The sequence below is a fragment of the Parachlamydia sp. genome (assembly GCF_050255895.1).
Lineage (GTDB): Bacteria > Chlamydiota > Chlamydiia > Chlamydiales > Parachlamydiaceae > Parachlamydia > Parachlamydia acanthamoebae.
Map to the genome: position 1 here is coordinate 1 of NZ_JBFWIR010000011.1, position 21,518 is coordinate 21,518.

The 21,518-nt window shown below is 38.6% G+C and carries 18 protein-coding genes and 1 pseudogene; 15 read left to right on the forward strand and 4 right to left on the reverse strand.

What is annotated here, in order from left to right:
* Window positions 1–269, reverse strand: a pseudogene (locus tag AB7E63_RS03025) (methyl-accepting chemotaxis protein); the annotation flags it as partial.
* Between the two features lie 393 nt (window positions 270–662).
* On the opposite strand from AB7E63_RS03025, the gene AB7E63_RS03030 reads away from it, so the two are divergent.
* The gene (locus AB7E63_RS03030) at window positions 663–1,841 is read left to right on the forward strand and encodes a DegT/DnrJ/EryC1/StrS family aminotransferase (protein ID WP_006340093.1); all 1,179 of its coding nucleotides are present in this window, start codon (window positions 663–665) and stop codon (window positions 1,839–1,841) included.
* On the opposite strand, the gene AB7E63_RS03035 is transcribed toward AB7E63_RS03030, so the two are convergent.
* Both AB7E63_RS03035 and AB7E63_RS03040 read right to left on the reverse strand, forming a co-directional pair.
* On the reverse strand, window positions 1,838–2,233 hold the full coding sequence (locus AB7E63_RS03035) for a tetratricopeptide repeat protein (protein ID WP_006340094.1): 396 nt from the start codon (window positions 2,231–2,233) through the stop codon (window positions 1,838–1,840). The two genes, AB7E63_RS03030 and AB7E63_RS03035, sit on opposite strands and share 4 nt — an antisense overlap.
* A 3-nt stretch (window positions 2,234–2,236) precedes the next feature.
* Window positions 2,237–2,686, reverse strand: coding sequence for a DUF5399 domain-containing protein (locus AB7E63_RS03040; protein ID WP_013925283.1), 450 nt, complete (start codon window positions 2,684–2,686; stop codon window positions 2,237–2,239).
* 300 nt (window positions 2,687–2,986) lie between these two features.
* On the opposite strand from AB7E63_RS03040, the gene rsmH reads away from it, so the two are divergent.
* The 11 genes from rsmH (at window position 2,987) to AB7E63_RS03095 (ending at window position 18,005) form a co-directional block, all read left to right on the forward strand.
* Window positions 2,987–3,919: a 16S rRNA (cytosine(1402)-N(4))-methyltransferase RsmH gene (gene rsmH, locus AB7E63_RS03045; RefSeq protein ID WP_284452551.1), complete on the forward strand. Its 933-nt coding sequence runs from the start codon at window positions 2,987–2,989 to the stop codon at window positions 3,917–3,919.
* Window positions 3,916–4,218, forward strand: a complete 303-nt coding sequence (locus AB7E63_RS03050; protein WP_013925281.1) for a hypothetical protein — start codon at window positions 3,916–3,918, stop codon at window positions 4,216–4,218. The genes rsmH and AB7E63_RS03050 overlap by 4 nt, the downstream gene beginning before the upstream one ends.
* Window positions 4,219–4,415: 197 nt before the next feature.
* Window positions 4,416–6,188, forward strand: coding sequence for a 30S ribosomal protein S1 (gene rpsA / locus AB7E63_RS03055; RefSeq protein ID WP_013925279.1), 1,773 nt, complete (start codon window positions 4,416–4,418; stop codon window positions 6,186–6,188).
* 297 nt (window positions 6,189–6,485) lie between these two features.
* Window positions 6,486–7,760 carry a transcription termination factor NusA gene (nusA, locus tag AB7E63_RS03060; RefSeq protein ID WP_006340100.1) on the forward strand — a complete coding sequence of 425 codons (1,275 nt, stop codon included), beginning with the start codon at window positions 6,486–6,488 and terminating at the stop codon, window positions 7,758–7,760.
* 4 nt (window positions 7,761–7,764) lie between these two features.
* Window positions 7,765–10,506, forward strand: a complete 2,742-nt coding sequence (gene infB, locus AB7E63_RS03065) for a translation initiation factor IF-2 (protein ID WP_006340101.1) — start codon at window positions 7,765–7,767, stop codon at window positions 10,504–10,506.
* Between the two features lie 4 nt (window positions 10,507–10,510).
* Window positions 10,511–10,909: a 30S ribosome-binding factor RbfA gene (gene rbfA, locus AB7E63_RS03070; RefSeq protein WP_006340102.1), complete on the forward strand. Its 399-nt coding sequence runs from the start codon at window positions 10,511–10,513 to the stop codon at window positions 10,907–10,909.
* A complete protein-coding gene (gene truB, locus AB7E63_RS03075; RefSeq protein ID WP_006340103.1) occupies window positions 10,887–11,603 on the forward strand; it encodes a tRNA pseudouridine(55) synthase TruB in 717 nt (238 codons plus the stop codon). The genes rbfA and truB overlap by 23 nt, the downstream gene beginning before the upstream one ends.
* The gene (locus tag AB7E63_RS03080) at window positions 11,600–12,523 is read left to right on the forward strand and encodes a bifunctional riboflavin kinase/FAD synthetase (RefSeq protein WP_006340104.1); all 924 of its coding nucleotides are present in this window, start codon (window positions 11,600–11,602) and stop codon (window positions 12,521–12,523) included. Before truB ends, AB7E63_RS03080 begins: the two co-directional genes overlap by 4 nt.
* Before the next feature lie 148 nt (window positions 12,524–12,671).
* Window positions 12,672–14,957: a hypothetical protein gene (locus AB7E63_RS03085; RefSeq protein WP_284452550.1), complete on the forward strand. Its 2,286-nt coding sequence runs from the start codon at window positions 12,672–12,674 to the stop codon at window positions 14,955–14,957.
* 232 nt (window positions 14,958–15,189) lie between these two features.
* Window positions 15,190–16,026 (forward strand): aspartate kinase, encoded by an 837-nt coding sequence (locus AB7E63_RS03090; RefSeq protein WP_006340106.1) that lies wholly within the window; start codon window positions 15,190–15,192, stop codon window positions 16,024–16,026.
* Window positions 16,026–18,005, forward strand: a complete 1,980-nt coding sequence (locus AB7E63_RS03095) for a hypothetical protein (protein ID WP_006340107.1) — start codon at window positions 16,026–16,028, stop codon at window positions 18,003–18,005. The genes AB7E63_RS03090 and AB7E63_RS03095 overlap by 1 nt, the downstream gene beginning before the upstream one ends.
* On the opposite strand, the gene AB7E63_RS03100 is transcribed toward AB7E63_RS03095, so the two are convergent.
* Window positions 17,994–19,160 (reverse strand): branched-chain amino acid transport system II carrier protein, encoded by a 1,167-nt coding sequence (locus AB7E63_RS03100; RefSeq protein ID WP_079891762.1) that lies wholly within the window; start codon window positions 19,158–19,160, stop codon window positions 17,994–17,996. The two genes, AB7E63_RS03095 and AB7E63_RS03100, sit on opposite strands and share 12 nt — an antisense overlap.
* A gap of 516 nt (window positions 19,161–19,676) precedes the next feature.
* Between AB7E63_RS03100 and rpe the strand changes: the two genes are divergently transcribed.
* Genes rpe through accB form a run of 3 tightly spaced genes read left to right on the forward strand, consistent with a single transcriptional unit; the run spans window position 19,677 to window position 21,516 of the window.
* Window positions 19,677–20,390 (forward strand): ribulose-phosphate 3-epimerase, encoded by a 714-nt coding sequence (gene rpe, locus AB7E63_RS03105; RefSeq protein WP_006340109.1) that lies wholly within the window; start codon window positions 19,677–19,679, stop codon window positions 20,388–20,390.
* Window positions 20,391–20,439: 49 nt separating this feature from the next.
* On the forward strand, window positions 20,440–20,994 hold the full coding sequence (locus AB7E63_RS03110) for an elongation factor P (protein ID WP_006340110.1): 555 nt from the start codon (window positions 20,440–20,442) through the stop codon (window positions 20,992–20,994).
* A gap of 21 nt (window positions 20,995–21,015) precedes the next feature.
* Window positions 21,016–21,516, forward strand: a complete 501-nt coding sequence (accB, locus tag AB7E63_RS03115; RefSeq protein WP_013925275.1) for an acetyl-CoA carboxylase biotin carboxyl carrier protein — start codon at window positions 21,016–21,018, stop codon at window positions 21,514–21,516.
* Window positions 21,517–21,518 lie beyond the last annotated feature (2 nt).

Genomic DNA, 21,518 nt, shown 5'->3' on the forward strand with positions numbered 1-21,518 from the left:
TCCGTCTGTTTAATTTTTAGCTGTATTTGCGCAATTTCGATAATCTCGTGCCTTAGAATTTTATTTAATAAGGATCCCAGGACTTGCTGAAGTTGATTTCCTTCTATTTTGGTTTTATTGCGTTGCAAAAGAAAATTCTGTGTTTCAAGCAACCAATAGGTTGGAAATGGGATAACAACAAAAAAGATGAGGGCAAACAAAATAAATCTTTGTCGATAGGTGAACTTTCCTTGGAATCGATTAAAAGCTTTTGTTAAATGACGAAACATACTTGCATCTAGAAAATGTTAAGGAATAGGATATGATTTATTCTTTAACTTTAACTGAGACTTTCGTCAATATGAATATTTAACAAGCTTAACAATAAGACAAAAGTTATGGATGTTAGGGGATGATAAGATTGGTTTTAATCAAGGTCTCTTGCTGTAGACGGAGTTTAGTATCACATGTGATTCATTTTAATTTGGGTATGAATTCAGAAGAAGTTCATATAATTTGATCATGTGAAATTTTTGTTTAATTTGTGCGGTTTTTATAGAGAAAATGCAGTTAGAACGGTTTGCAAAGAAAAAGGTTTAGGATCTCGACTTTGCTTTAAATTCTTGACAGATTCATATCGAGTCTTCATCCTTTAAGTGTACTTATTGAACGAGGAAACAACTGTGTTAGAATCTCCAAATTTTATCCCTTACGCCCGACAATCCATTGACGACTCTGATAGAGAAGAGGTGATGAAAGCTATGTCGGGAAGCTTTTTAACGCGAGGACCTTACGTACAAGCTTTTGAACAGGCAATAGCTGATTATTGCGGAGCGCAATATGCTGTGGCCTTTAATAGCGCATCCACAGGGTTAACGGCTGCTTGCCATGTCGGAAAAATTCAGCCGGGAGATCGCTTTCTCACAACCCCGAATTCTTTTGTGATCAGTTCCGGCGCAGCATCTTTAAGAAACGTGTCTCCTATTTTTATTGATATTGAGCGTCAAAGCGGCAACCTCAGTCTAGATCAATTAGCATATAATGTGAATCAGCCCATTTCTCGGGGGAAAAACGTCGTTCTTCCCGTGCATTTTGCAGGAATTCCTGTCGATATGAAAAAGCTCGACCAAATGATAAAAAATCCCGAGACTTTGATTATTGAAGATGCTGCCCATGCTTTAGGCTCGCGCTATCCGACGGGTGAAAAAGTGGGGTGTTGCACATGGAGTGCCATGACAGTTCTCAGTTTTCATCCTGCGAAAAATCTGACAACGGGTGAAGGGGGAATGGTTTTAACGAATGATCCAGATTTGGATGCTCGATTGCGTCGTTTTAGAAACAATGGAATGAAAAAAACGGCTGAAATGTTGAAAGAAATGCCCTGGTATTACGAAGTTGAAGAAATCACAGGGAATTTTCATATGACAGAAATGCAAGCTGCCCTGGGATTGAGCCAGCTCAAACGACTAGATTCATTCATTAAGAGACGGCAAAAACTCGTGTCCCTTTATCGCGAACTATTAAAAAATACACCATACATAACTTTTTTTTCACCCAAACATGATGCTTATAGTGCTTATCACTTGTTTGTGGTGCAAATAGATTTTAAAGCGATAAAAAAAACGCGTGCAGAAGTGATGCAAAAGCTTTATGAGGATGGAATTGGCACCCAAGTGCACTACATACCTATTTATAAGCACCCTATTTATAAATCGTCTTTAGGTGATATTTCTGAGTATTTTCCTGAAATGGAAGCGTATTATTCCGAAGCGCTTTCACTGCCTCTTTATGTGGATTTATCCGAAGAGCAGATTCAAAAAGTTTGCTATTCTTTAAAAAAGATTTTAGGGTTAAAAGCTTAACTATAAGCTAAAATTAAGGCTTTTGCCGTATTAGATATTGTTAAACTGGGTTCATTTTGAAGAATTTGGGCTAATTTAAGGCCCTCCTCTTTTTTTCCGAGCATAAAAAGTGCTTTTGCCACATTTAAAAGTGTCGGAGCATGATCTGCCTCAACTTTTAATGCTTGATCGAAACATTTTAATGCTTTAACAGGATTATTGAGTTGCAAGTATAACGCGCCTAGAGTTTGAAGATCGTAGGCGTTATTGGGGGATAAAGCAGCTAATGCTTCATAAAAAGCGAGGGCAATATCATATTTACCCTGCCTTAAATAGGCATATCCAGTAAAGCGTAGGTCATCCAGTTGCTCTTCCGTCCACCCTAAAGATTTTACCCAATTGATTTTAGCCATGCATTATCCCTGTAAGAATTGTCCGATTCGTCCGACGATGAATCCAAGCCATTCGTTAATTTTACTAATTTGCTTAAAACAGTTTGTGATTGCTTTTTTTTCTTGCTCTTCTTCAGCTGTGCTGCAAGGAATCGCTGCGAGTGTAGCTTCTAGCTCTTCTTGATCCTCATAAGAGCCCAAAGAAGGGGCGACGCGATAAAAAGCAAAGGGTGAGCGTCTCAAATCTCGAATGCGTTGAGGCGGATAGAAATAAGCCCAAGGGGTATGAAGGGGGACAATCCCTAGCAAAATATCAAGCTCTGTTAGCTTGGGATTAATATCAACAATTTGTGTTTGTGGAGGGATCGAAGATGCTGACTTAAGGCTGAGTTGTTGGTCAATTTGCTCCAACATTTTGGTGCGAATTGCATACAAGTTATAGACGCTTAAGTCTAGTTGGTCAATGGTAGCCATACATCACCTCATTTATATCATACTGCTGCATAAATCGTCGTTTTAAAACGTCCGATTAAACAATGTTCCCCATATATTTACAATTAGCTTTTAGGCCATTTGTTTTAAATGGGGAATTTTCGTTAATTTTTAATAGAATTGTTGTGTGTTTAACTTTTCGACCCTTATATTTAGTTTAACACTGTGAGATTTTCTTGTAAATTGGACTCTCATATCTCTTGTCTTTCGTGTGAATCTCATTGCATGAATGCCCTAACTTTGGTAGGCTTTATATCTTATCCCAGTCTAAATTGAGATGTTATGTCAAAAGTCCATCAATCTGTATTAATGAAAGAGGTGATTGAATCCTTCAGTCCCTGTTCTTTGCGTATTTTCATCGATGGAACAGCTGGCGCGGGTGGTCATTCAGCTGCTCTTTTAGCCGCCCATCCCGAAATCGAAAGGTTGATTGCAATTGATCAAGATCCTCTCGCTCTTACCGTTGCGGCTGAGAATTTAGCGCCTTGGAGTGAAAAGGTGACCTTCGTTTCAGGAAATTTTGAGAATTTAGAGAAATTCTTAGATCAACTAGAAATTAGCACTGTTGATGGGATTTTGCTTGATTTAGGGGTATCCTCCATGCAGCTCGATATTGCCGAAAAAGGATTTAGTTTTTCAAAAGAAGGTCCGCTGGATATGCGGATGGATCCCCGCAATCCCCTTACCGCTGCGATTGTTGTGAATACTTGGCCGCAAAAAGAATTGGAGCGGATTTTTCGAGATTACGGTGAGGAAAGGCATTGGCGAGCAGCTGCGCGCGCGATTGTGCAGGCAAGAGCGGAAAAGCAAATCTTAACGACTCAGCAATTAGTGGAGGTCCTTCGACCAGTACTTCGCTTTAACCCAGCTAAAAGAATTCATCCTTGCACACTTGTTTTTCAAGCTTTAAGAATTTGTGTAAATAAAGAATTAGACGTGGTGGAGCGTGTCATTCCTGCGGCGATTAGAAGATTGAAAAAGGGTGGCCGCCTGGGAATTATTAGTTTTCATAGTTTGGAAGATGGGATTGTCAAGAATCTTTTTCGCCATGCGGCCAGTGATAAGTGGGATACGCGAGGATTAGCTGGTCTTTTTCGAGATAAAGATCCAGAGGTGCGCCTATTGACGCGAAAGCCGCTTGTTGCAAATGACGAAGAAGTGGCTGCTAATCCGCGCAGTCGCAGTGCTAAGCTTCGAGTCTTAGAAAAATTATGAATACGCGTAAGGTGTTGTTTTTCCAAATTCTTGTTTGCATTTCTTGCGCGGCTTTTACGCTTTATGGCTTAATCGATCGACAAAATGAATTGACGGAATTGCGTCTTGCGATTCCATCTCTTAAAAAAGAAGTTGAGCGTATTGAAAAAGATAATATTAGACTCAGTTATGAGATAGATCGATTTGAAAGTCCTATCCATTTAATGGAACTTCAAAGGAAGCCTGAATTTGGTCATTTACATTATCCCTATAAAAATGATATCGTTGTATTAGAAGAACCTCAACCACTACAAGATTAAGCACGTCTCTTAAATATTTAAGAGGTTGTGTAGAAGTGTCAAGTAAATCAATCAATAAGAACCCTCACTTTTTCTTTGTTTCTCCCTTTTTGTCGCTCCGTTTTTAATTGTGTCTGGAGATCTTTTACGGTTGCTTTTTTTCTTAACCATCTGATAGCATAATTCCTTTAGTCAAAAAGGAAGGAGAAACCTTATAAATGAGTAATAAATTTAAACGTGCGTGGGAAGAAAGTAATATCGTTGATGATGTTATGTTCGATGAAAAAGACGCACAAGCATTTAAAGCAATGTTAGATCAAAAAGGGGGAGATGTATCCATCGAAGAACCCACTGCGATGATTCCTGGTACCGTGCTAAAAGGAAGAATTGTTGAGATCACGAAGGATCATGTCGTTGTCGATGTGGGTCTTAAGTCTGAAGGACTTGTCCCCATGGAAGAATTCTCCGATCCTTCGCAAATCGTGTTAGATGGTGAAGTAGAAGTTCTACTCGATCAGGCTGAAGATGACAATGGTCAAATCGTGCTTTCTCGTGAGAAAGCTGAGCGTCTTCGTCAGTGGGAATACATCTTGCAGCATTGTGAAGAAGGTTCGATTGTTAAAGGAAGAGTCTTGCGTAAAGTCAAGGGTGGTTTAATGGTTGATATCGGGATGGAAGCTTTCTTGCCTGGTTCCCAAATTGACAATAAGCGTATTAAGAATTTGGATGACTACATCGACAAAACTTACGAATTTAAAATCCTTAAGATCAATATCGAAAGAAAAAACGTTGTTGTTTCCCGCAGAGAACTACTCGAAGCAGAGCGCGTATCGAAAAAAGCAGAAGTTCTTGAGAGAATTCAAGAAGGGGATATTCGTGAAGGAACTGTTAAGAATATTACAGACTTTGGTGTCTTCCTTGACCTGGATGGAATCGACGGTCTCTTGCACATCACAGATATGACTTGGAAGAGAATTAAACATCCTTCCGAAATGGTGCAGTTAGGCGATAAATTGAAAGTGAAGATCCTCAGCATCGACAAAGAAAAAGGCCGTGTTGCATTAGGTCTCAAGCAGAAAGAGCCAAATCCATGGGATCAAATTGAACAGAAGTATCCGCCAGGAACACGTGTAAAAGGTAAAATTGTTAACCTACTTCCATATGGCGCATTCATCGAGATTGAACCTGGAATTGAAGGTTTAATCCACGTTTCCGAAATGTCATGGGTAAAAAATGTGACAGATCCAAGCGATGTTGTGAAAAAAGGTGATGAAGTAGAAGCGATCGTTTTGTCTGTTCAGAAAGATGAAGGGAAAATTTCTCTTGGAATCAAACAAACAGAACACAATCCATGGGATGACGTTCAAAACAAATACCAAGTTGGCACCAATGTAAAAGCTGAAATTAAAAGCTTGACCAATTACGGCGCGTTTGTTGAGTTAGAGCCTGGTGTTGAAGGTCTCATTCATATTTCTGATTTGAGCTGGATTAAAAAGGTTTCTCACCCATCTGAAGTTCTCCGAAAAGGTGATGTTGTAGATGCCGTCATTCTTTCTGTTGATAAAGATAGCAAGAAAATCACCTTAGGTGTAAAACAGTTAAGTGATAATCCTTGGGAAAGCATCGAGAAGACAATGCCTGTAGGCACTCTTGTAAAAGGGGTTGTTAGCAAAATCACAGCTTTCGGAGCATTTGTAGAGCTAGAAAGTGGAATTGAAGGTCTCATTCATGTGACAGAGCTTTCAGATAAAGCATTTGGCAAAGTTGAAGATGTTGTTGCAAAAGGTGATGAAGTGATCGCAAAGGTCATTAAATTAGATCCAGAGTACAAAAAAATTGCATTGTCAATTAAAGAATACTTGATCGATCAAAACCAATGCAACCATGACGACATTGTTGTTGCTCCATCTAAACGCAAGAAAAAAGATGCGGAAGAAGGGCGTAAAGACGATGACGAAAATACCGAATCAGATGAATCTGACGAATCATAAATGATTCACTGCAAGCGCCTCTTAAAACTTTAAGAGGCGCTTAGGATATCCTGAAGACTCTAGCCAATCTCATGAATGATCTAAGTGGCAGTCAAGACAAGAAAAATCCAGAGCAAGCTCAATGCACAGCCTCCGCAGTAGATTCGATAAAATACAAAAGATTTTTCTGCTATTTATCAAAATAGCAAGAAGCTGGGATATAAATAAGCAACAGCAATAGATGCAAAAAAATAACCAATAATTCATCAGTGGTACAAAGATTCTGAGTTGTGTGCCACAGAGGTAAGAGGCAAAAACATGAACAAAGATCTAATTGCAATCTTTGAGTATTTAGAGCGTGAAAAAGGAATTAAGCGAAATATTGTTGTAGCTGCAATTGAGGAGTCTTTGCGAGCTGCTGCTAAGAAAAGTATTAGCGGAGCATCAAATGTGACGGTCACGATTAACCCAAAATCTGGGAACATTGATGTTTACTGCGAAAAAGAAATTGTAGAAGAAGTCGAAGTCGAGGCTCAAGAAATCTCTTTGCAAGATGCGCGTGAAATTGATCCCGATTGTGAAATCGGTCAATTTATTGATGTCGTTGCTACACCAAAAGACTTTGGGCGAATCGCAGCACAAAAAGCAAGACAGATTATTACACAAAAATTACGCAATGCTGAGCGAGATGTTATCTATGAAGAATATAGACATCGAACGAATGAACTCATTTCCGGCACAATCAAACGTTTTGTGCGTGGATCAAATGTCGTAATTGATCTTGGAAAAGTTGAAGCTATCATGCCGACCAAGCATTATCCGAAAACAGAAAAGTATCATGTTGGTGAAAAAGTTTTAGCTCTTCTCTATGAGGTTAACGAAACAGAAAATGGTGGTGCAGAAGTTGTACTTTCTCGCAGTCATCCTGAATTTGTCAAGCAGCTGATGATGCAAGAAGTCCCCGAATTAAATGATGGGATTGTTGTGATCGACCGTATTGTACGTGAAGCTGGTTACCGAACAAAAATGACGGTGCGTTCAACAGACTCAAAAATCGATCCAGTAGGTTCTTGTGTTGGAATGCGCGGGATTCGTGTAAAAAATGTTGTTCGCGAATTAAACAATGAAAAAATTGACATTATTCCTTATTCTCAAGATCCAGTAGAGTTACTGCAAAACGCACTAGATCCTATCGAAATTCGCAAGGTCAGTGTTAATGAAGATGACAAGACAATCTCAATTGTCGTTGATGACGCGGATTTTGCAGCCGTTATCGGTAAAAAAGGAATGAATGCGCGTTTAAATAGCCAACTGATTGGGTATGAACTAGAAGTTCAACGCATGGCAGAATACAACCATGCGATGGCCGTCGAGCGTTCAGAGCTTGCGACCTCTCAAGAACCTTGGCTAGATAAACCACTAAAAAATATTGAAGGTGTGAATACACTCATTTTCGAGCATTTAATCGCAGAAGGATATAGCACACCGCGAGCGATTTTAACTGCTGCTCCGGAAAAATTGGCTACAGTGCCTGGAATTAGCATTGAGCTCGCAGATAAAATATTAGAACAAATAAGAAAACAAAGGACATAAGGCCTTGGCAAAAAACCTTAAGTTAACAATTAAAAATACCCAAATCGCAAAAGCCGTAAATTTGGAAGCAGTTAAAAGCAAGCTGGCAGCAAAGAAAAATGCACCCGAATCTGAAGAGCAACTAGAAGCTAAGCCTGTAAGCAAGCCTTCTAAAAAACCTGCATCGGAAGAAGAGGTTAAAAGCCATAAAGAAGAAGCTGCTGCTCCACGCATCCGAGCTCGTTCCAAATCTGTTTTTGCAGAACCTGGCGAAGGGAAAGGGATTTCAGAAATAGCTTCAAGTGAGGATGTTGAAAATCAGCTATCTGAACAGATAGAAGCTGAAGAAACAATCGATGAAAAAGTAGCTAAATCTTCAGTCGTTGAAGAATCTATCGCACCTATCGCCGACGCCGAGAGTGCCAAAGAATTGATTGAAAAAGAAGAAGAGGCTGTTGTCGAATCTCTTTCACAAGTAGCGGAACCTAAAATTGAAGAGACCGTTGTTTCTGTGGAACAAGAAGAAATCATAAAAGAAGCGCCTAAGCCCGTTAAAGAACCTGAAGCTCCAGCACCTGTTGAAGCTCCTGCTCCAAAACCAGCCCCAGTTCGCGAGAAATTAGGCCCCACAGGGCGTCATATTAAAGATTTGCTACCACCTCCAAAACCACCTGTAGCAAAGCCTAAAAAAGTAGAACCTGCAGCACCTGTACGTACTGAAGCTGATTCTCGCGACGGAAAACCAAAACCGAAAGTAAAAAGACCTACTGAAGTGGCATCACCAGAAAAGCAAGAAGAATTAGTACAAGCTGAGAAAAAAGGGCCAAAGTTTAAAGATTTCCGCGATGTTAAACCGGTTAAGCGTCAGCCTACTCAAATGAGGTCTTTTGATTCACGTGACAGACAAGGTTTGCGTGAAAATGATGAAGATCAAAATTGGAGAAAAAGAAGAGGTAAATCAGCTCGTCAGCAAGAAGAAACTGTTACACGACCAACTTCTCTTTCTATTCGTTTACCTATTTCCTTAAAAGATCTAGCAAGTGAAATGAAGCTTAAAGCTTCTCAATTAATTGCTAAAATTTTCTTGCAGGGAATCGTTGTGACAATTAACGACATTCTTGAAGATGAAACACTTGTTCAATTACTTGGAAATGAGTTTGGTTGCGAAATTACCATCGACACGACAGAAGAGGAAAGAATTCGCGTTACAGATAAAAGCATTAAACAAGAGATTGAAAGTACAGATCCTTCCTTGCTAAGAACTCGTCCACCGGTCGTTGCCTTCATGGGACACGTTGACCATGGAAAGACAAGTTTGATCGATGCAATCCGTAAAAGTAATCGTGCTGCCGGCGAAGCGGGAGCTATTACTCAGCATATCGGTGCATTTTGCTGCCACACAGATGTTGGCGATCTAACCGTTTTAGATACTCCTGGTCACGAAGCGTTCTCATCCATGCGAGCTCGCGGTGCGGATGTCACGGATATTGTTGTTCTCGTAATTGCTGGAGATGAAGGCATTCGTCAACAAACAGTCGAAGCGATTCAGCATGCAAAAGAAGCAAAAGTGACAATTATTGTGGCCCTCAATAAATGTGATAAGCCAAATTTTAATGCTGAAAACGTTTACCGACAGTTAGCAGAACACGAACTTCTCCCAGAAGCTTGGGGCGGTCAAATCATTACGGTGAATTGCTCTGCAACAACAGGCGAAGGCATTAAAACATTGCTTGAAATGTTGGCTTTGCAGACTGAAATTCTCGAATTAAAAGCAAATCCTTCGGCCAGAGCTAGAGGAACGGTACTTGAATCCGAACTTCATAAAGGCATGGGTTCTAAAGCCACAATTTTGGTTCAGAACGGAACACTGCGTAAAGGCGACGCTCTTGTTTTTGAACAACTTTGGGGGAGAATTAAAACAATTCACGATGAATTTGGTCGTGAAATGGATGAAGTTCCACCTTCGACTCCAGCTGAAATTACAGGCCTTTCAGGCTTGCCAGATGCAGGACAAGAGTTCATTGTTGTGAGCAGTGAGAAAGAAGCCAGAAGCATTGCCGAAGCGCGTATGCTTGGAATTAGACAAGTTAACCTGCAAAAGATGAAAAAGGCTTCTCTGGAAAATGTATTCCAACAAGCGACAGAAACAGCTAAGAAAGTCTTGCACGTTGTTCTAAGAGCTGACGTACAGGGGTCTTTGGAAGCCTTGAAAGTTGCCTTAGAAAAAATTAAATCCACAAAAGCGGAATTAGTGATTATTTCAACAGGTGTAGGTGAAATCGCTGAATCTGATGTGCAATTAGCTGCTGCTTCAAAAGCTGTAATTCTCGGTTTTCATACAAAAATTGAAAGCCACGCAGACATTTTAGTTAAACAGTTGGGTGTTCAAGTACGCTTACATGATATTATCTATCATGCAATCGATGACATTAAAGAACTCATGTCAGCGTTATTGGATAAAATACCGATCGAGACTGAGAAAGGACAAGCTGAAGTTAGAGCAATATTTAAGTCTTCCCATCTCGGAATTGTCGCAGGCTGCTACGTGACCGATGGTGTTATTCGTCGAAATGACAGCATTCGTGTTAAGCGAAACGGCCAAAAAATATGGCAGGGGCCGATTTCTTCGTTAAAACGTGTCAAAGAAGATGTTCGCGAAGTTGCTAAAGGACTTGAATGTGGAATTCTTTTAAACAATTTTGGTGAAGTTCAGGCTGGAGATATCCTGGAAGCTTTTGAAGTCACTTATATTTCACAAGAGCTCTAATCATATGTCAGTACAAAGAACGGACCGCCTAAACTCTTTATTACGCGAAGTGATTACGGAAGTGATTAAAAAGGATGTGCGTAATCCCTACGTAAGTGAAATGACAACTGTCACTCGCGTTGATATCACAAAAGATTTGCGACATGCAAAAGTCTATGTGAGCATTATGGGAACCGGGGCAGAGAAGGAGGATACTCTTCAAGCTTTGCGATCTGCAGCAGGTTTTATTGCTGTGAATTCATCTCAGAAGGTTGTGATGCGCTTTTTTCCAGAACTTACTTTTGTTTTGGATGATAGCGTGGACCGCCAAATGCGTATTGAAAGTTTACTTCGCGAAATCGAAGATGAAAAAAGTACAAGAAGTGAAGAATCTGATGACAATGACGAATCTTCCTCAGAATAGTTCAGATATTGAAGGTGTACTTCTTCTTGATAAACCAAGGGGATGTACAGCCTTTAATTTAGTTGCAAGACTTCGCAAGGTGCTGGGTGTTAAAAAAATAGGGCACGCAGGAACTCTTGATCCCTTTGCAACAGGCGTCATGGTCATGTTGATTGGTCGAAACTTTACGCGTCTATCTGATCAATTTCTATGCCAAGATAAAGAATACGAAGCGGAAGCCTATCTTGGTGCCGCGACAGACACTTACGATTGTGAAGGACAAATCCTATCACAATGTGGCAGAGTCCCCACACTTGAAGAAATCCAGGTCGCTTTACAGAGCTTTCAAGGAGAAATCCTGCAAGTTCCTCCCATGTTTTCCGCCAAAAAACAGAATGGCAAAAAACTTTATGAATTGGCAAGACAAGGAAAAACAGTCGAAAGACCTCCTGCAAAAGTATTTGTGCAAATCACTTTATTAAGTTATGCCTATCCCTATTTGTCTCTAGCGGTTTCTTGTAGCAAAGGCACCTATATTCGTAGTTTAGCGCATGATTTAGGGCAATTATTAGGAGTAGGGGCTCATCTCTCCCAGCTTAGAAGAGTGCGAAGTGGCCAGTTTTATTTAAAGGATTGCCTAGATGGTGCTCCATTAAAAGCCTCTACCTATACACTTGATGACCTCAAACGACACATTCAACCAATGCATACATGAAAGTCATTCATCACTTACATGAGTTTCCAAGCACAAATCATCCCATCGTTTTAACGATCGGCAATTTTGATGGAATGCATCTTGGGCATCAGAAAGTGTTACAAGCCCTTAAAGAATTTGCAAAACTCCAAAATGCTCAAACGGCCGTTTTCACATTTGTCAATCATCCTTCCACAGTATTAAATTCAGCAAAATCGACTTGTCAGCTATGTACATTAGATCATAAGCTTTTTCTCTTAGAACAAGCAAAGATTGATTGGGTCATTTTACTTCCTTTTACTTTAGAATTTGCTGGTCAAACCGCAGAGATCTTCTTAGAAAAATTACAGGCATCCATTCCCTTTTCTCATTTAATTCTCGGGCATGATGCCTTTCTAGGAAAAGATAGAAAAGGTGATCGCTCCACTTTAAATCAGATTGCTAAAGAACATGCTTTTGAGCTCACTTATCTTCCTGAATATTCTATCGATACAAAAAAAATATCGAGCAGTGCAATTCGACAACTGATTGCAGATGGAAAATTGTCTGAAGCCAGTCAACTGCTTGGTCGGTCCTATTCTTTTTATGGCATGGTTAAACCTGGACAAAGAAAGGGACGACACCTAGGTTTCCCCACAGCTAATTTCGATGTCACAGGGATGTGCTTACCTCCCTATGGAGTATATGCCGTAAAACTGTGGCATCAAGGGATCTGCTTTCCTGCTGTTGCTAATTTAGGCATTGCTCCCACTATTCGAGAGGAAAATAATCCCGTTTTAGAAGTTCATCTTCTAGATGCTCAAGAAAATGATCTTTATGATTCTTTTTGCGAAGTCGTTTTTCACTCCTTTATCCGTCCAGAACAAAAATTTTCTTCTATTGAGCATTTAAAAGCTCAAATATCCCAAGATGTTCTTCAAGCTAGACAATGTTTGACCTAGTTTAATACATACTCCATGATTTGAGCTCAATAAAACTGTTGACATCTACCGACTTTTTCTAGCATTTGAATGATCATACATGCATTCAAAACTCTACTTCCTTTGCAGCATAGCATCTATAAATCGACCGACTACGAGGTATCGCGAAATGCAGGCACTTTCAGAATTTGGTAGAATGGATTTGTACCAAAATATTTACACTAGATATGAAATATTCGATAAGTATTTAACGACAGAATACTTGCCCACATTATGCGGTGTATTACTAGAAGTCGTTTTTGATTTGAGACCATTTTCAATAGAGCTTCTCATGGAAAAAATTTGTGAGGTGTTCGAGCAAAATTTTAAGAAAATTTCTGGATTGGACGAGGTTTTTTCTTTTCTGGAATTTCTTTTTAAGCTCAATGGAAAGTCTGAACTTAATTCAGAGCTTAAGGCTAAAATTATAACCTTCATTTTTCGTGCCTTTATTTCTTTTCAAAATGATGCAATATGTCCTCCTACTGAATGGGATTATTTGTTTAAAAGATTAAGTCAGCATGTCTCTTTCAGCTCAGATGAGGAAAAAACAGCATGGTTCAATTTAATAGGCTCTGAGCTTAAGGAACAAAAAAACCATTCCCCAGAGGATTATGAGGTTGGGAAAAAAGCTTTAATTGCTTTTTTTGCCTGTGCTTGTAAACAAGAAAGTCCGCTAGAAGAAACTCGGGATAGACTTTATTTGAATATGACGCGCCTGATCCTCATAGATCTTAATAACACCGATATTGTCAAAAAAGAAATCTCCTATTTACTCAATCACCCAAAACGGGAAGATCATGACATCCGATTAATCCTAAGTGCTTTTGAAAAACACGCATTTTCAACATTCCAACGTTATGCTGAGATGAAAAAGTATTTAATTTTTTTGAGTCGTATAAATTCAAATTTACCTACGCCAGATGAAATGTTTCTTTTAATATGTGAGCACTTATTTAAAAAAAGCTTAGCTGATTCGCATGTTTATGCTGCAGATTTTATGGCGTTAGTGTCTGTCTTGATGCTATTTCCAGAAATAGCGAAAACACAAATCTGCTATCAATCCTACGTAAAAAAAGTGCATGAAATTTTAGAGAAAAAAGTTATGCAATGTGACTCCAATCATTTGGAAAGTATTCGCCAGATACGGCGTGAATTATTTGGAAGAGAGCCGCAAGAGAAAGATCGAAAAGAATTAGGCTCGAAAGTTTATGGTAACTTTCAAAAGAAAATAAATTTCATGACGCAAATGTTCAACCTTTTTGGAAGATCAGATGAGCTGAATCAAAATGGTTTTTCGATTATTTGTTTGTATTTTAAACATTTTGTAATGGGTTTGAACAAGGGGGGAATAAAAAAAGTTTTTTTTCTAATTTCAAAAAGTTACAGAATTCAAGGGGTTTCTGAATTCAATAAAAAGCTTATTTTGCAAATCGTTTTGGACTTATGCTTATCCAAACGATTTAGAAAATATGCTATCGACTTTTGTAAAGTTTTTAAACAATGCTTTTGCATAGATCAAGCTTGGCTAGGTGAAATTAAAATGCTTTGCCAAGCGACTCCTTCTCTGGCTATTGAAAAAAATCTAGGATTTTTAATCACTTTAATCCCCACTTTATGCGTGCCAAGCAATTCTGATGGCAGGTCGTCTGTAAAGGAAATAAGAAAGCAAATTAAAATTGAAGCCGCTAAGTTTCTCATCCCTTGTTTAAATGATCCAAAAAAAATCATTCAGATCCTGCAAAAATCCATACAAAATGGCGATACATTTAAAGCATTTATCAAAATTATTCTATTTATTATGGACCATCCATCTCATTCACGCGCGTTCCAATTCAATCTGGGCAGTACAATTCTTGATCGAGCGTTAAGTGAAAAATATTATAAATATGGGGATTTTTGTGAGCTGTTAAAAATTCTAGGAAGAACGATAGAACACTTTGAAGGTTCGATGAATGCTTTATCCAAGATTCTATGTAAACCTTTTTATTTTAGTAACATAAAACATGTTTCAAAGTTATTCGAAGAAAATGGCGCATTAAAAAGTTTAGAAAGCTTTTGGGTGCTGACTCGGCCATTCACAGAAATATTGCAAGAAAATCGTGATGCTGTTGCTTCTAAGATTTATTATAATTGGATGACTGCTTGTGGAGAGGGAAGTGCATTAAATGTTCTTGTGGGGATTTGGAGAATGAAGGTGCGTGCAAGTGGCTATGACAAACGTACATTTGCCCTTTTAAATGAACAAATTTTTGGCCAAATGAATTTCTATAAAACACGCTTACTCGAAATCATGCAAATATGCCATGAAAATATACAGGAGCTTGATAATGATCAGATTAGAAAACAAGCAGACATTCATTTAATGAAGCTCAGTCAAGGCTTAGAAATCATTGCGAAAAAAATATGCGAATAAAATTCTAGTAATAAGGCTTCCACAGCTATTTCAGGAAGTAAAAGAAAAGGTTGGATATTCAAGAAAAAATATAGGCGTTGACTCGTTTCCGAAATTTTAGTATGGTAGTCTACACCTTATTTGGATTAAAGTTAAGAAAAAGTCGCTTTAAGCCTTCAAAATGCATCGTAGCATATGGATCGCATCTTAACTTTGAAATATAAAATTTCTTCTACAGCTTGTTTTGAATTCTATGAAAAAAACGCTTGTTATGAAGTTTGGTGGTGCGTCTGTAGCTTCTCCAGATCATTTTTCGCAAATTGCAGATATCATTTTAGCGCGCAAGCAAGAATATGAACGAATTGCTATTGTGATTAGTGCAATGGGTGATTCAACAGATCAATTAATTGCTTTAGCGAAACAAGTTCATCCTAATCCTCCAAGAAGAGAATATGATATGCTCGTCTCGGTAGGGGAAAGGATCAGCATTTCCTTGCTTGCAATGGCTTTAGCTCTGAAAAATCAGCAGGCTGTTAGCTTTACAGGCAGTCAATCAGGAATTATTACATGTAATCATCATAGCAGTGCTAATATTATTGAAGTCAGGCCACATCGAATTCTTTCCGCTCTAGACTCTGGCAAAATCGTGATTGTTGCAGGCTTTCAAGGTGTCAGTCGCAATGGAGAAATCACAACACTGGGTCGTGGTGGATCAGATACATCTGCCGTGGCGTTAGGTCTTGCTTTAAAAGCTGAATGTGTCGAATTTTTTAAAGACGTTAAGGGCATTTATTCCGAAGATCCTAAAATAAATCCCAATGCCACTCTATTTTCCCAGATGACTTATGAAATCGCTGCAAACATCGTCCAAATAGGCCATAGTGTCTTGCACCCTCGCTGTATCCGTTTAGCAAGCAAAAATCAGCTGGCGCTATATGTGCGCTCCTTTATTGATTTTGCAACATGTGGTTGTGAGGGGACCTTAATCGGTGAATTAAATCAACTCAATGATTGGGTTGTATACGAAGAGGAAAACACGATAGATAACAGTTCGGTGATCTCTTCTTTAAACTGCACGGCAGCACTTTAATGAAAATTTTAACGAAAATTTCTAAAGATATGTCTATTCCGCCTATTGACATCGATTTTGGTGAACAAGAAGAGAGTGTAAACTGTTCTCTTTATCAGGAAATTGTGAAGAACATTCTAAAAAGGATTGTTCCTGAGGATTTGTTTGATCAAAATCAATCGATTTGTGAGCAACTAACAGGCTTGAATCGTGTATTGCCTATTATTAATGTCTCTTCTAAGCAAAATGTACCTTCCACCATGTCATTTTGCATATTCTGTAAATCTCGCCCGAACGTATTTAAGTTTTTTATAGAGATGCTCAGTCGCTGGCTTGTACCAGGAAAACGTCTCAATGTCATTTTGTCACATGCGGTTGATTTTTGTTTTCCTCATTTAGGACCCGATGTATACATGGTTTCAGAAGTTATGATTGCTGTAGAATGCATACATGATCTGGAATTGATCCAAAGAAATCTACCTTTGCTGATTACAGAGCTCAAGTTAGGTGTTAACTCTGGATATTATGCAGGTCGGATTCTTGAGGTTAAGGGATTATCGAATGATGATAAAACTGTACGCGTACAAGAACACATTGCGGGTTTGATTGCTCGTTATCCCAAATATTTTAATTCAGATTTGTTTTCCGAAATGCAAAATGTGTTGGTGATGTGTGAAGATCGATTTAAAGTTGGTCGAGAAAGTTATCACTTGTGTCGCATGATTTGTTATCAATATTTATTTCGAAATTTCCTTTTAAAAGCTGTTAAGAGCGCTCCCAAATCCCGACATATGGATCTAAAAATCTTTCGATCAAAAGTGAAAGTTGGGGGAGAAATTAAAAATGTGCTTTCAATTATCATTGGAATCAATTTTTTGCAGGATAAAGAAGTTTTAGATGAAATGCATCTGATTAAAGGCATTCAAAACTACATTCCTCAAGCTCAGGCTGTTGAAAATTCTTTCTTTTGTAATCGTCGAGGCACTTTTAGTATTTGTACTTTCTATATTGAAATTGAAAAGAAAGATAATAGCCCCATTACCACCCAAGAGATTCAACTTCTCCGTAAAAAGTTATTTACCGAAGTTGAAGAACAAATTGAACAGGTTATGCATCCAGTTTTCATGCCTCGCAATGAAGAAGAGATGATGCGCAATATGTTGATTTTGAGTAATCAGATTAAATATATTCGCGATATTCCCCAGGTGATTATTACATTTGATGAACAAACCCATTTACATCTATTTTTTACCATTATTCTAGTGCGCGTTCTCAAGCCTAAAGATATGTCCATCATGGAAATGTTTAAGAATCGTTCAACTTTTTTAGAGTATATTCACGATGGGTGTAAGCTTGTCGGGACATTGCGTAAGAAACATGAAAAAGAAGCCACGATTTTTCGCGTAAAGGTATCAAAAGATCAATTCTTACGACGCGATCATTCTATTAATCTCTATGAAGCTAGACAGGCGGTGGTATCCGAAATCTCCAGAATTGTGGGAGAGATTCGAGATTTTAATGGAGGGATGATATCCAAGCAAAATGAGCTATTACTTGAGCTTAAAAATTTATTGTCATCGACGCGTAACTATAATGAAATCTTGCTAGAAAATTTCTTCTACTCTTTAAAGCCTGTGATCATGCGTACTTTTTTAGAGGTTGAAGCCCTAAAATCGCTTTTTCTTCTATTGGTCGAAGCGATTGAAGAAAGATTTTTTAATGAGGAGGTCTACACTCTTAAAATTCAAAGCGAATCCGATTTTGCTTTAGCAATGGTCGCTGCAGAGGATTGGGCCTTGGAAGAAGAATTGCAACGCGTATTTAAAAAACTCAATTATCCATCCATTTCTTTAGCAAGTTTTTGCGTTAGAATCTATGAAGCTTCTTATATCGGCTACATTTATCGATGCGATGACTTTTATAAGCAACGTCATTTTTTTCAAGCTATCCAGCAAACTGTTGAAGATTGGGATAGCCATAAAGATGCCTCAAGCGCCTGAAAATAAAAATCCCGCAAGAGATAAAATCAATACAATCGCTAAGGGTGTCTTAACGGGCTTAAAGTGATAAAGCTTGTAGAGGATATTGACGATTGACAGCGTAATCATCATGGGATAGCAAAAAAATAAAATGGGGGCCAGAAAATGAATGATTCCCTCAAAGTGCCACAGTGATACAAAAAATGCGATCACTAATGTGATGACAAGTGACCATTCATAAGATATTTTTTTCCCACTTAAATCTTGATGGATAAATTCTGAAAAAGCTGTAGCAAGCGCGATTTCCGTCGTAAGACATGCAAGAAGAACTGCTGCTATTGTAAAAATGCTTGCATGTTGTCCCAGTGTTTGAGTCGCTACAACCCGTAGCAATTCATCTTTAGGGACGTTCTGAAGACTCTGGCTATTAAAGGCCGCCACCCAGCTAAATCCCCAGCTCACTAAACCTAATAAAATAGCACAAATAAAACTAGCTTTAAGCGTTAGCGTCATCAGAGGTTTAAAGTTTTGTGGTATTTCACTTTTTACACTCTCTTTTAGGGACAAGATGATTGTCGAAGAAAAAAAGAAGGCCCCAAGCAAATCGAGCGTTTGATAACCTTGAATGAAACCATTCGAAAAAGCTTTGTGCCAAGAAAGGGAACTTATAGGAGCCGATGGTGAATTAACAAAGCCGAATCCGATAATGACAAGAACTGAAAACAGTAAAAAAGGAGTTAAAATATAACCTAAAATAGTCACTAAGGCACTTGGTCTCCAGCTTAGCCAAAAAATAATGAGGCAAGAAAGCAGGCTAAATTGCCATAGAGAGATAAGAGGTAAATACATTTTGATGGTAGAGTGGGATAAAGCAATGCAACGTGGTAGCGCACCAAAAGGGCCAATGAGGCCTAAAATTAAGGCTGTCATGATAAAGCCCGGTGTATTTCCCATGCGACCAAAGAACTCCTTATAATTGCCTTCAAACATAGCCATCGCAATAAGGCCCAGAAGAGGGACTCCAATGGCCGAGATAAGTAATCCTATAGAAGCATAAATATTTTGGCTTTCACTTTGAATGCCTACCAGAAGAGGAAATACGATATTACCTGCACCAAAAAACATGGAGAACATTGCCAGGCCAATTGCAAGTGATGAGCGAGAACTCGAGTTCATAGGAATTGCTTATTTAAAAATTGAGAAACATGTATATTTTGTATATGCAATTTTTTAAGATTTAAGCAAGGGCTCTTTCGAACCGATTAAATTAACGAGAATGATTGAGCAACTATTTTAAAGAAATTGGGTGGATTACAAAATGTAAAGCAGGGATCTACGCATAAATGGAGATCTTGTCCTTTCAAAGCGACTTAATGAAAGGGGGCAATTCTTCTTATGCCTCTCAAAATGATCATGTGTAATAGCGAGGAGCGAAATAGATTTTCATCGTCGACAAAACTTTAAAATTTGGCATAAAGGAAACCCTTCGACAGATTTTTTGAAATAAAGATAGATGGATTTGGGTAAAGATAATATAAAGGTGGTTTTTTAGAAAGGCTGTTTGCTTGGAAATCGATGGTAAAATAGCTTAAAAATGCCGCATTTCCATAAGGTTAAAAATCTTGACTTTTGCTAATATAATCATATATGACAGTAGTCAAGCTTTATACTTTGCTAAGGGTTAGTTTACCAATGAAAAATCATTCTCTTAAAATTGCTCCCTCTATTCTCTCCGCTGATTTTGGCCGAATGGCCGATGAAGCCCTCCGTTTAGAGGATGCTGGAGCAGATTTTATCCATATCGATATTATGGATGGAAATTTCGTTCCTAATCTCACTATGGGTCCTAAAATGGTTGCGGCGATCAATCGCGCGACTTCCGTCTTTTTAGATGTGCATTTAATGGTTTATCATCCCTTTGATTATATTGAACGGTTTGTCGAAGCCGGTGCCGATATGTTGACCTTCCATTTTGAGGCAACAGAAGATGTGGAAGAAACATTAGCCTATATTCGAAAATGTAATATTAAAGCAGGACTTGCTTTTTCTCCTGAAACCTCTTTGTCTATGATTCCAAAATATTTAGACAAGTGCGATATGATTCTACTCATGACGGTGAATCCGGGTTTTGGCGGACAAGAATTTATGCCAGAAGTTTTGGAAAAAGTGGAATTTACTCGGGATATTTGTAATAAACTGAATATTTGTGAAGGGGGTAAATATGCACCTGAAGGTGCAGATCCTGCAACAATAAAGCCTTTTTTAATCGAAGTTGACGGGGGAATAAACCCTCAAACAGCTGAATTGTGTGTGAATGCAGGCGCTAATGTTCTCGTCTCTGGATCATATCTTTTTAATGCTCCTGATCTGAAGACAGCTGTAGAGTCTTTACGTGTGAAGCAATAATGCTTCAATTTGTTTTTAATTTATTCACTTTAAGAAGTCGTGGTTAACTATGGTTGCAAGTAATCAAATTACTCCTGGAATGATTCTTTCTATTAGCGGCAAGCTGTATCGAGTAGAATCAAGTGTTAAAGTCACCGTGCCAAAAGGTACCCCTTTTATTAAAACCAAGTTGAAAGATCTTGCGACTAATCAAGTTGTTGAAAAAAACTTTAAAATCGGACAGACGGTCAGTGATGTTCCTCTAACCGAAAGACATTTAGAATATCTATATCTGGAAGGAAAAAACTACTTATTTTTAGATATTCGTAATCTAGATAAAATTTTAATTCCTATTGCAGTGATTGGCTCTAAAGTTAATTATCTGAAAGAGGGAGTTGATATCAAAGCTTCTTTTTACGGGGACACAGTTTTTTCTGTTGAACTTCCACAGTTTTTAGAGCTCATGGTATCAAATGTTGAAAATGAAAAGGGTAAAGGAGCGAATCCAGGATCTAGGATTGCTATTTTAGAAACGGGTGCTTCGGTTCAAGTTCCCCCTTTTATCGATGTTGGAGATATCATCAAAGTAGATACAAAGACAGACGAATATATACAACGCGTTTAGATCGTATTGGGAGGCTTTCAATTGGAACTTAAGCAAATTAAAGAACTCATGGCTGCAATGGGCCGGAGCGATATGAAAGAACTTTTCTTAAAAAAAGGGGATTTTGAGCTCAGATTAGAACGAGGAACTGTCATTCCTTACTTGGAGGCAGAATTTCCTCCATCTTCTCCTCATTTTACAGGCCACTATGATGACTCTTATCACCGCTCTGCAAGGCCTAAAACGGGGGATATACCCTCTTCTCTTCAAACCCCTATTCCTGATGAAGCTAAACCCGAATCAGCTCTCGGAGCTTATGTCAAGTCTCCCATGGTTGGAACATTTTATTCCTCACCAGCTCCTGACGAGCCAGCTTTTGTGAAAAAAGGAGATGTCATTACCAAAGATACTGTGATCTGCATTATCGAAGCGATGAAAGTCATGAATGAAGTAAAAGCAGGTGTAGATGGGGTTGTCGCTGAAGTATTAATTGAAAACGGCCAGCCAGTTGAGTTTGGTACTAAGCTCTTTAAAATTTCTTAGGA

What these genes read in the sequence shown, in the direction of transcription:
- AB7E63_RS03035 (WP_006340094.1), bottom strand. Translation starts at nt 2,233, where the DNA reads ATGGCTAAAATCAATTGGGTAAAATCTTTAGGGTGGACGGAAGAGCAA.
- AB7E63_RS03040 (WP_013925283.1), bottom strand. Translation starts at nt 2,686, where the DNA reads ATGGCTACCATTGACCAACTAGACTTAAGCGTCTATAACTTGTATGCA.
- rsmH (WP_284452551.1), top strand. Translation starts at nt 2,987, where the DNA reads ATGTCAAAAGTCCATCAATCTGTATTAATGAAAGAGGTGATTGAATCC.
- AB7E63_RS03050 (WP_013925281.1), top strand. Translation starts at nt 3,916, where the DNA reads ATGAATACGCGTAAGGTGTTGTTTTTCCAAATTCTTGTTTGCATTTCT.
- rpsA (WP_013925279.1), top strand. Translation starts at nt 4,416, where the DNA reads ATGAGTAATAAATTTAAACGTGCGTGGGAAGAAAGTAATATCGTTGAT.
- nusA (WP_006340100.1), top strand. Translation starts at nt 6,486, where the DNA reads ATGAACAAAGATCTAATTGCAATCTTTGAGTATTTAGAGCGTGAAAAA.
- rbfA (WP_006340102.1), top strand. Translation starts at nt 10,511, where the DNA reads ATGTCAGTACAAAGAACGGACCGCCTAAACTCTTTATTACGCGAAGTG.
- truB (WP_006340103.1), top strand. Translation starts at nt 10,887, where the DNA reads ATGACGAATCTTCCTCAGAATAGTTCAGATATTGAAGGTGTACTTCTT.
- AB7E63_RS03080 (WP_006340104.1), top strand. Translation starts at nt 11,600, where the DNA reads ATGAAAGTCATTCATCACTTACATGAGTTTCCAAGCACAAATCATCCC.
- AB7E63_RS03085 (WP_284452550.1), top strand. Translation starts at nt 12,672, where the DNA reads ATGCAGGCACTTTCAGAATTTGGTAGAATGGATTTGTACCAAAATATT.
- AB7E63_RS03090 (WP_006340106.1), top strand. Translation starts at nt 15,190, where the DNA reads ATGAAAAAAACGCTTGTTATGAAGTTTGGTGGTGCGTCTGTAGCTTCT.
- AB7E63_RS03095 (WP_006340107.1), top strand. Translation starts at nt 16,026, where the DNA reads ATGAAAATTTTAACGAAAATTTCTAAAGATATGTCTATTCCGCCTATT.
- AB7E63_RS03100 (WP_079891762.1), bottom strand. Translation starts at nt 19,160, where the DNA reads ATGAACTCGAGTTCTCGCTCATCACTTGCAATTGGCCTGGCAATGTTC.
- rpe (WP_006340109.1), top strand. Translation starts at nt 19,677, where the DNA reads ATGAAAAATCATTCTCTTAAAATTGCTCCCTCTATTCTCTCCGCTGAT.
- AB7E63_RS03110 (WP_006340110.1), top strand. Translation starts at nt 20,440, where the DNA reads ATGGTTGCAAGTAATCAAATTACTCCTGGAATGATTCTTTCTATTAGC.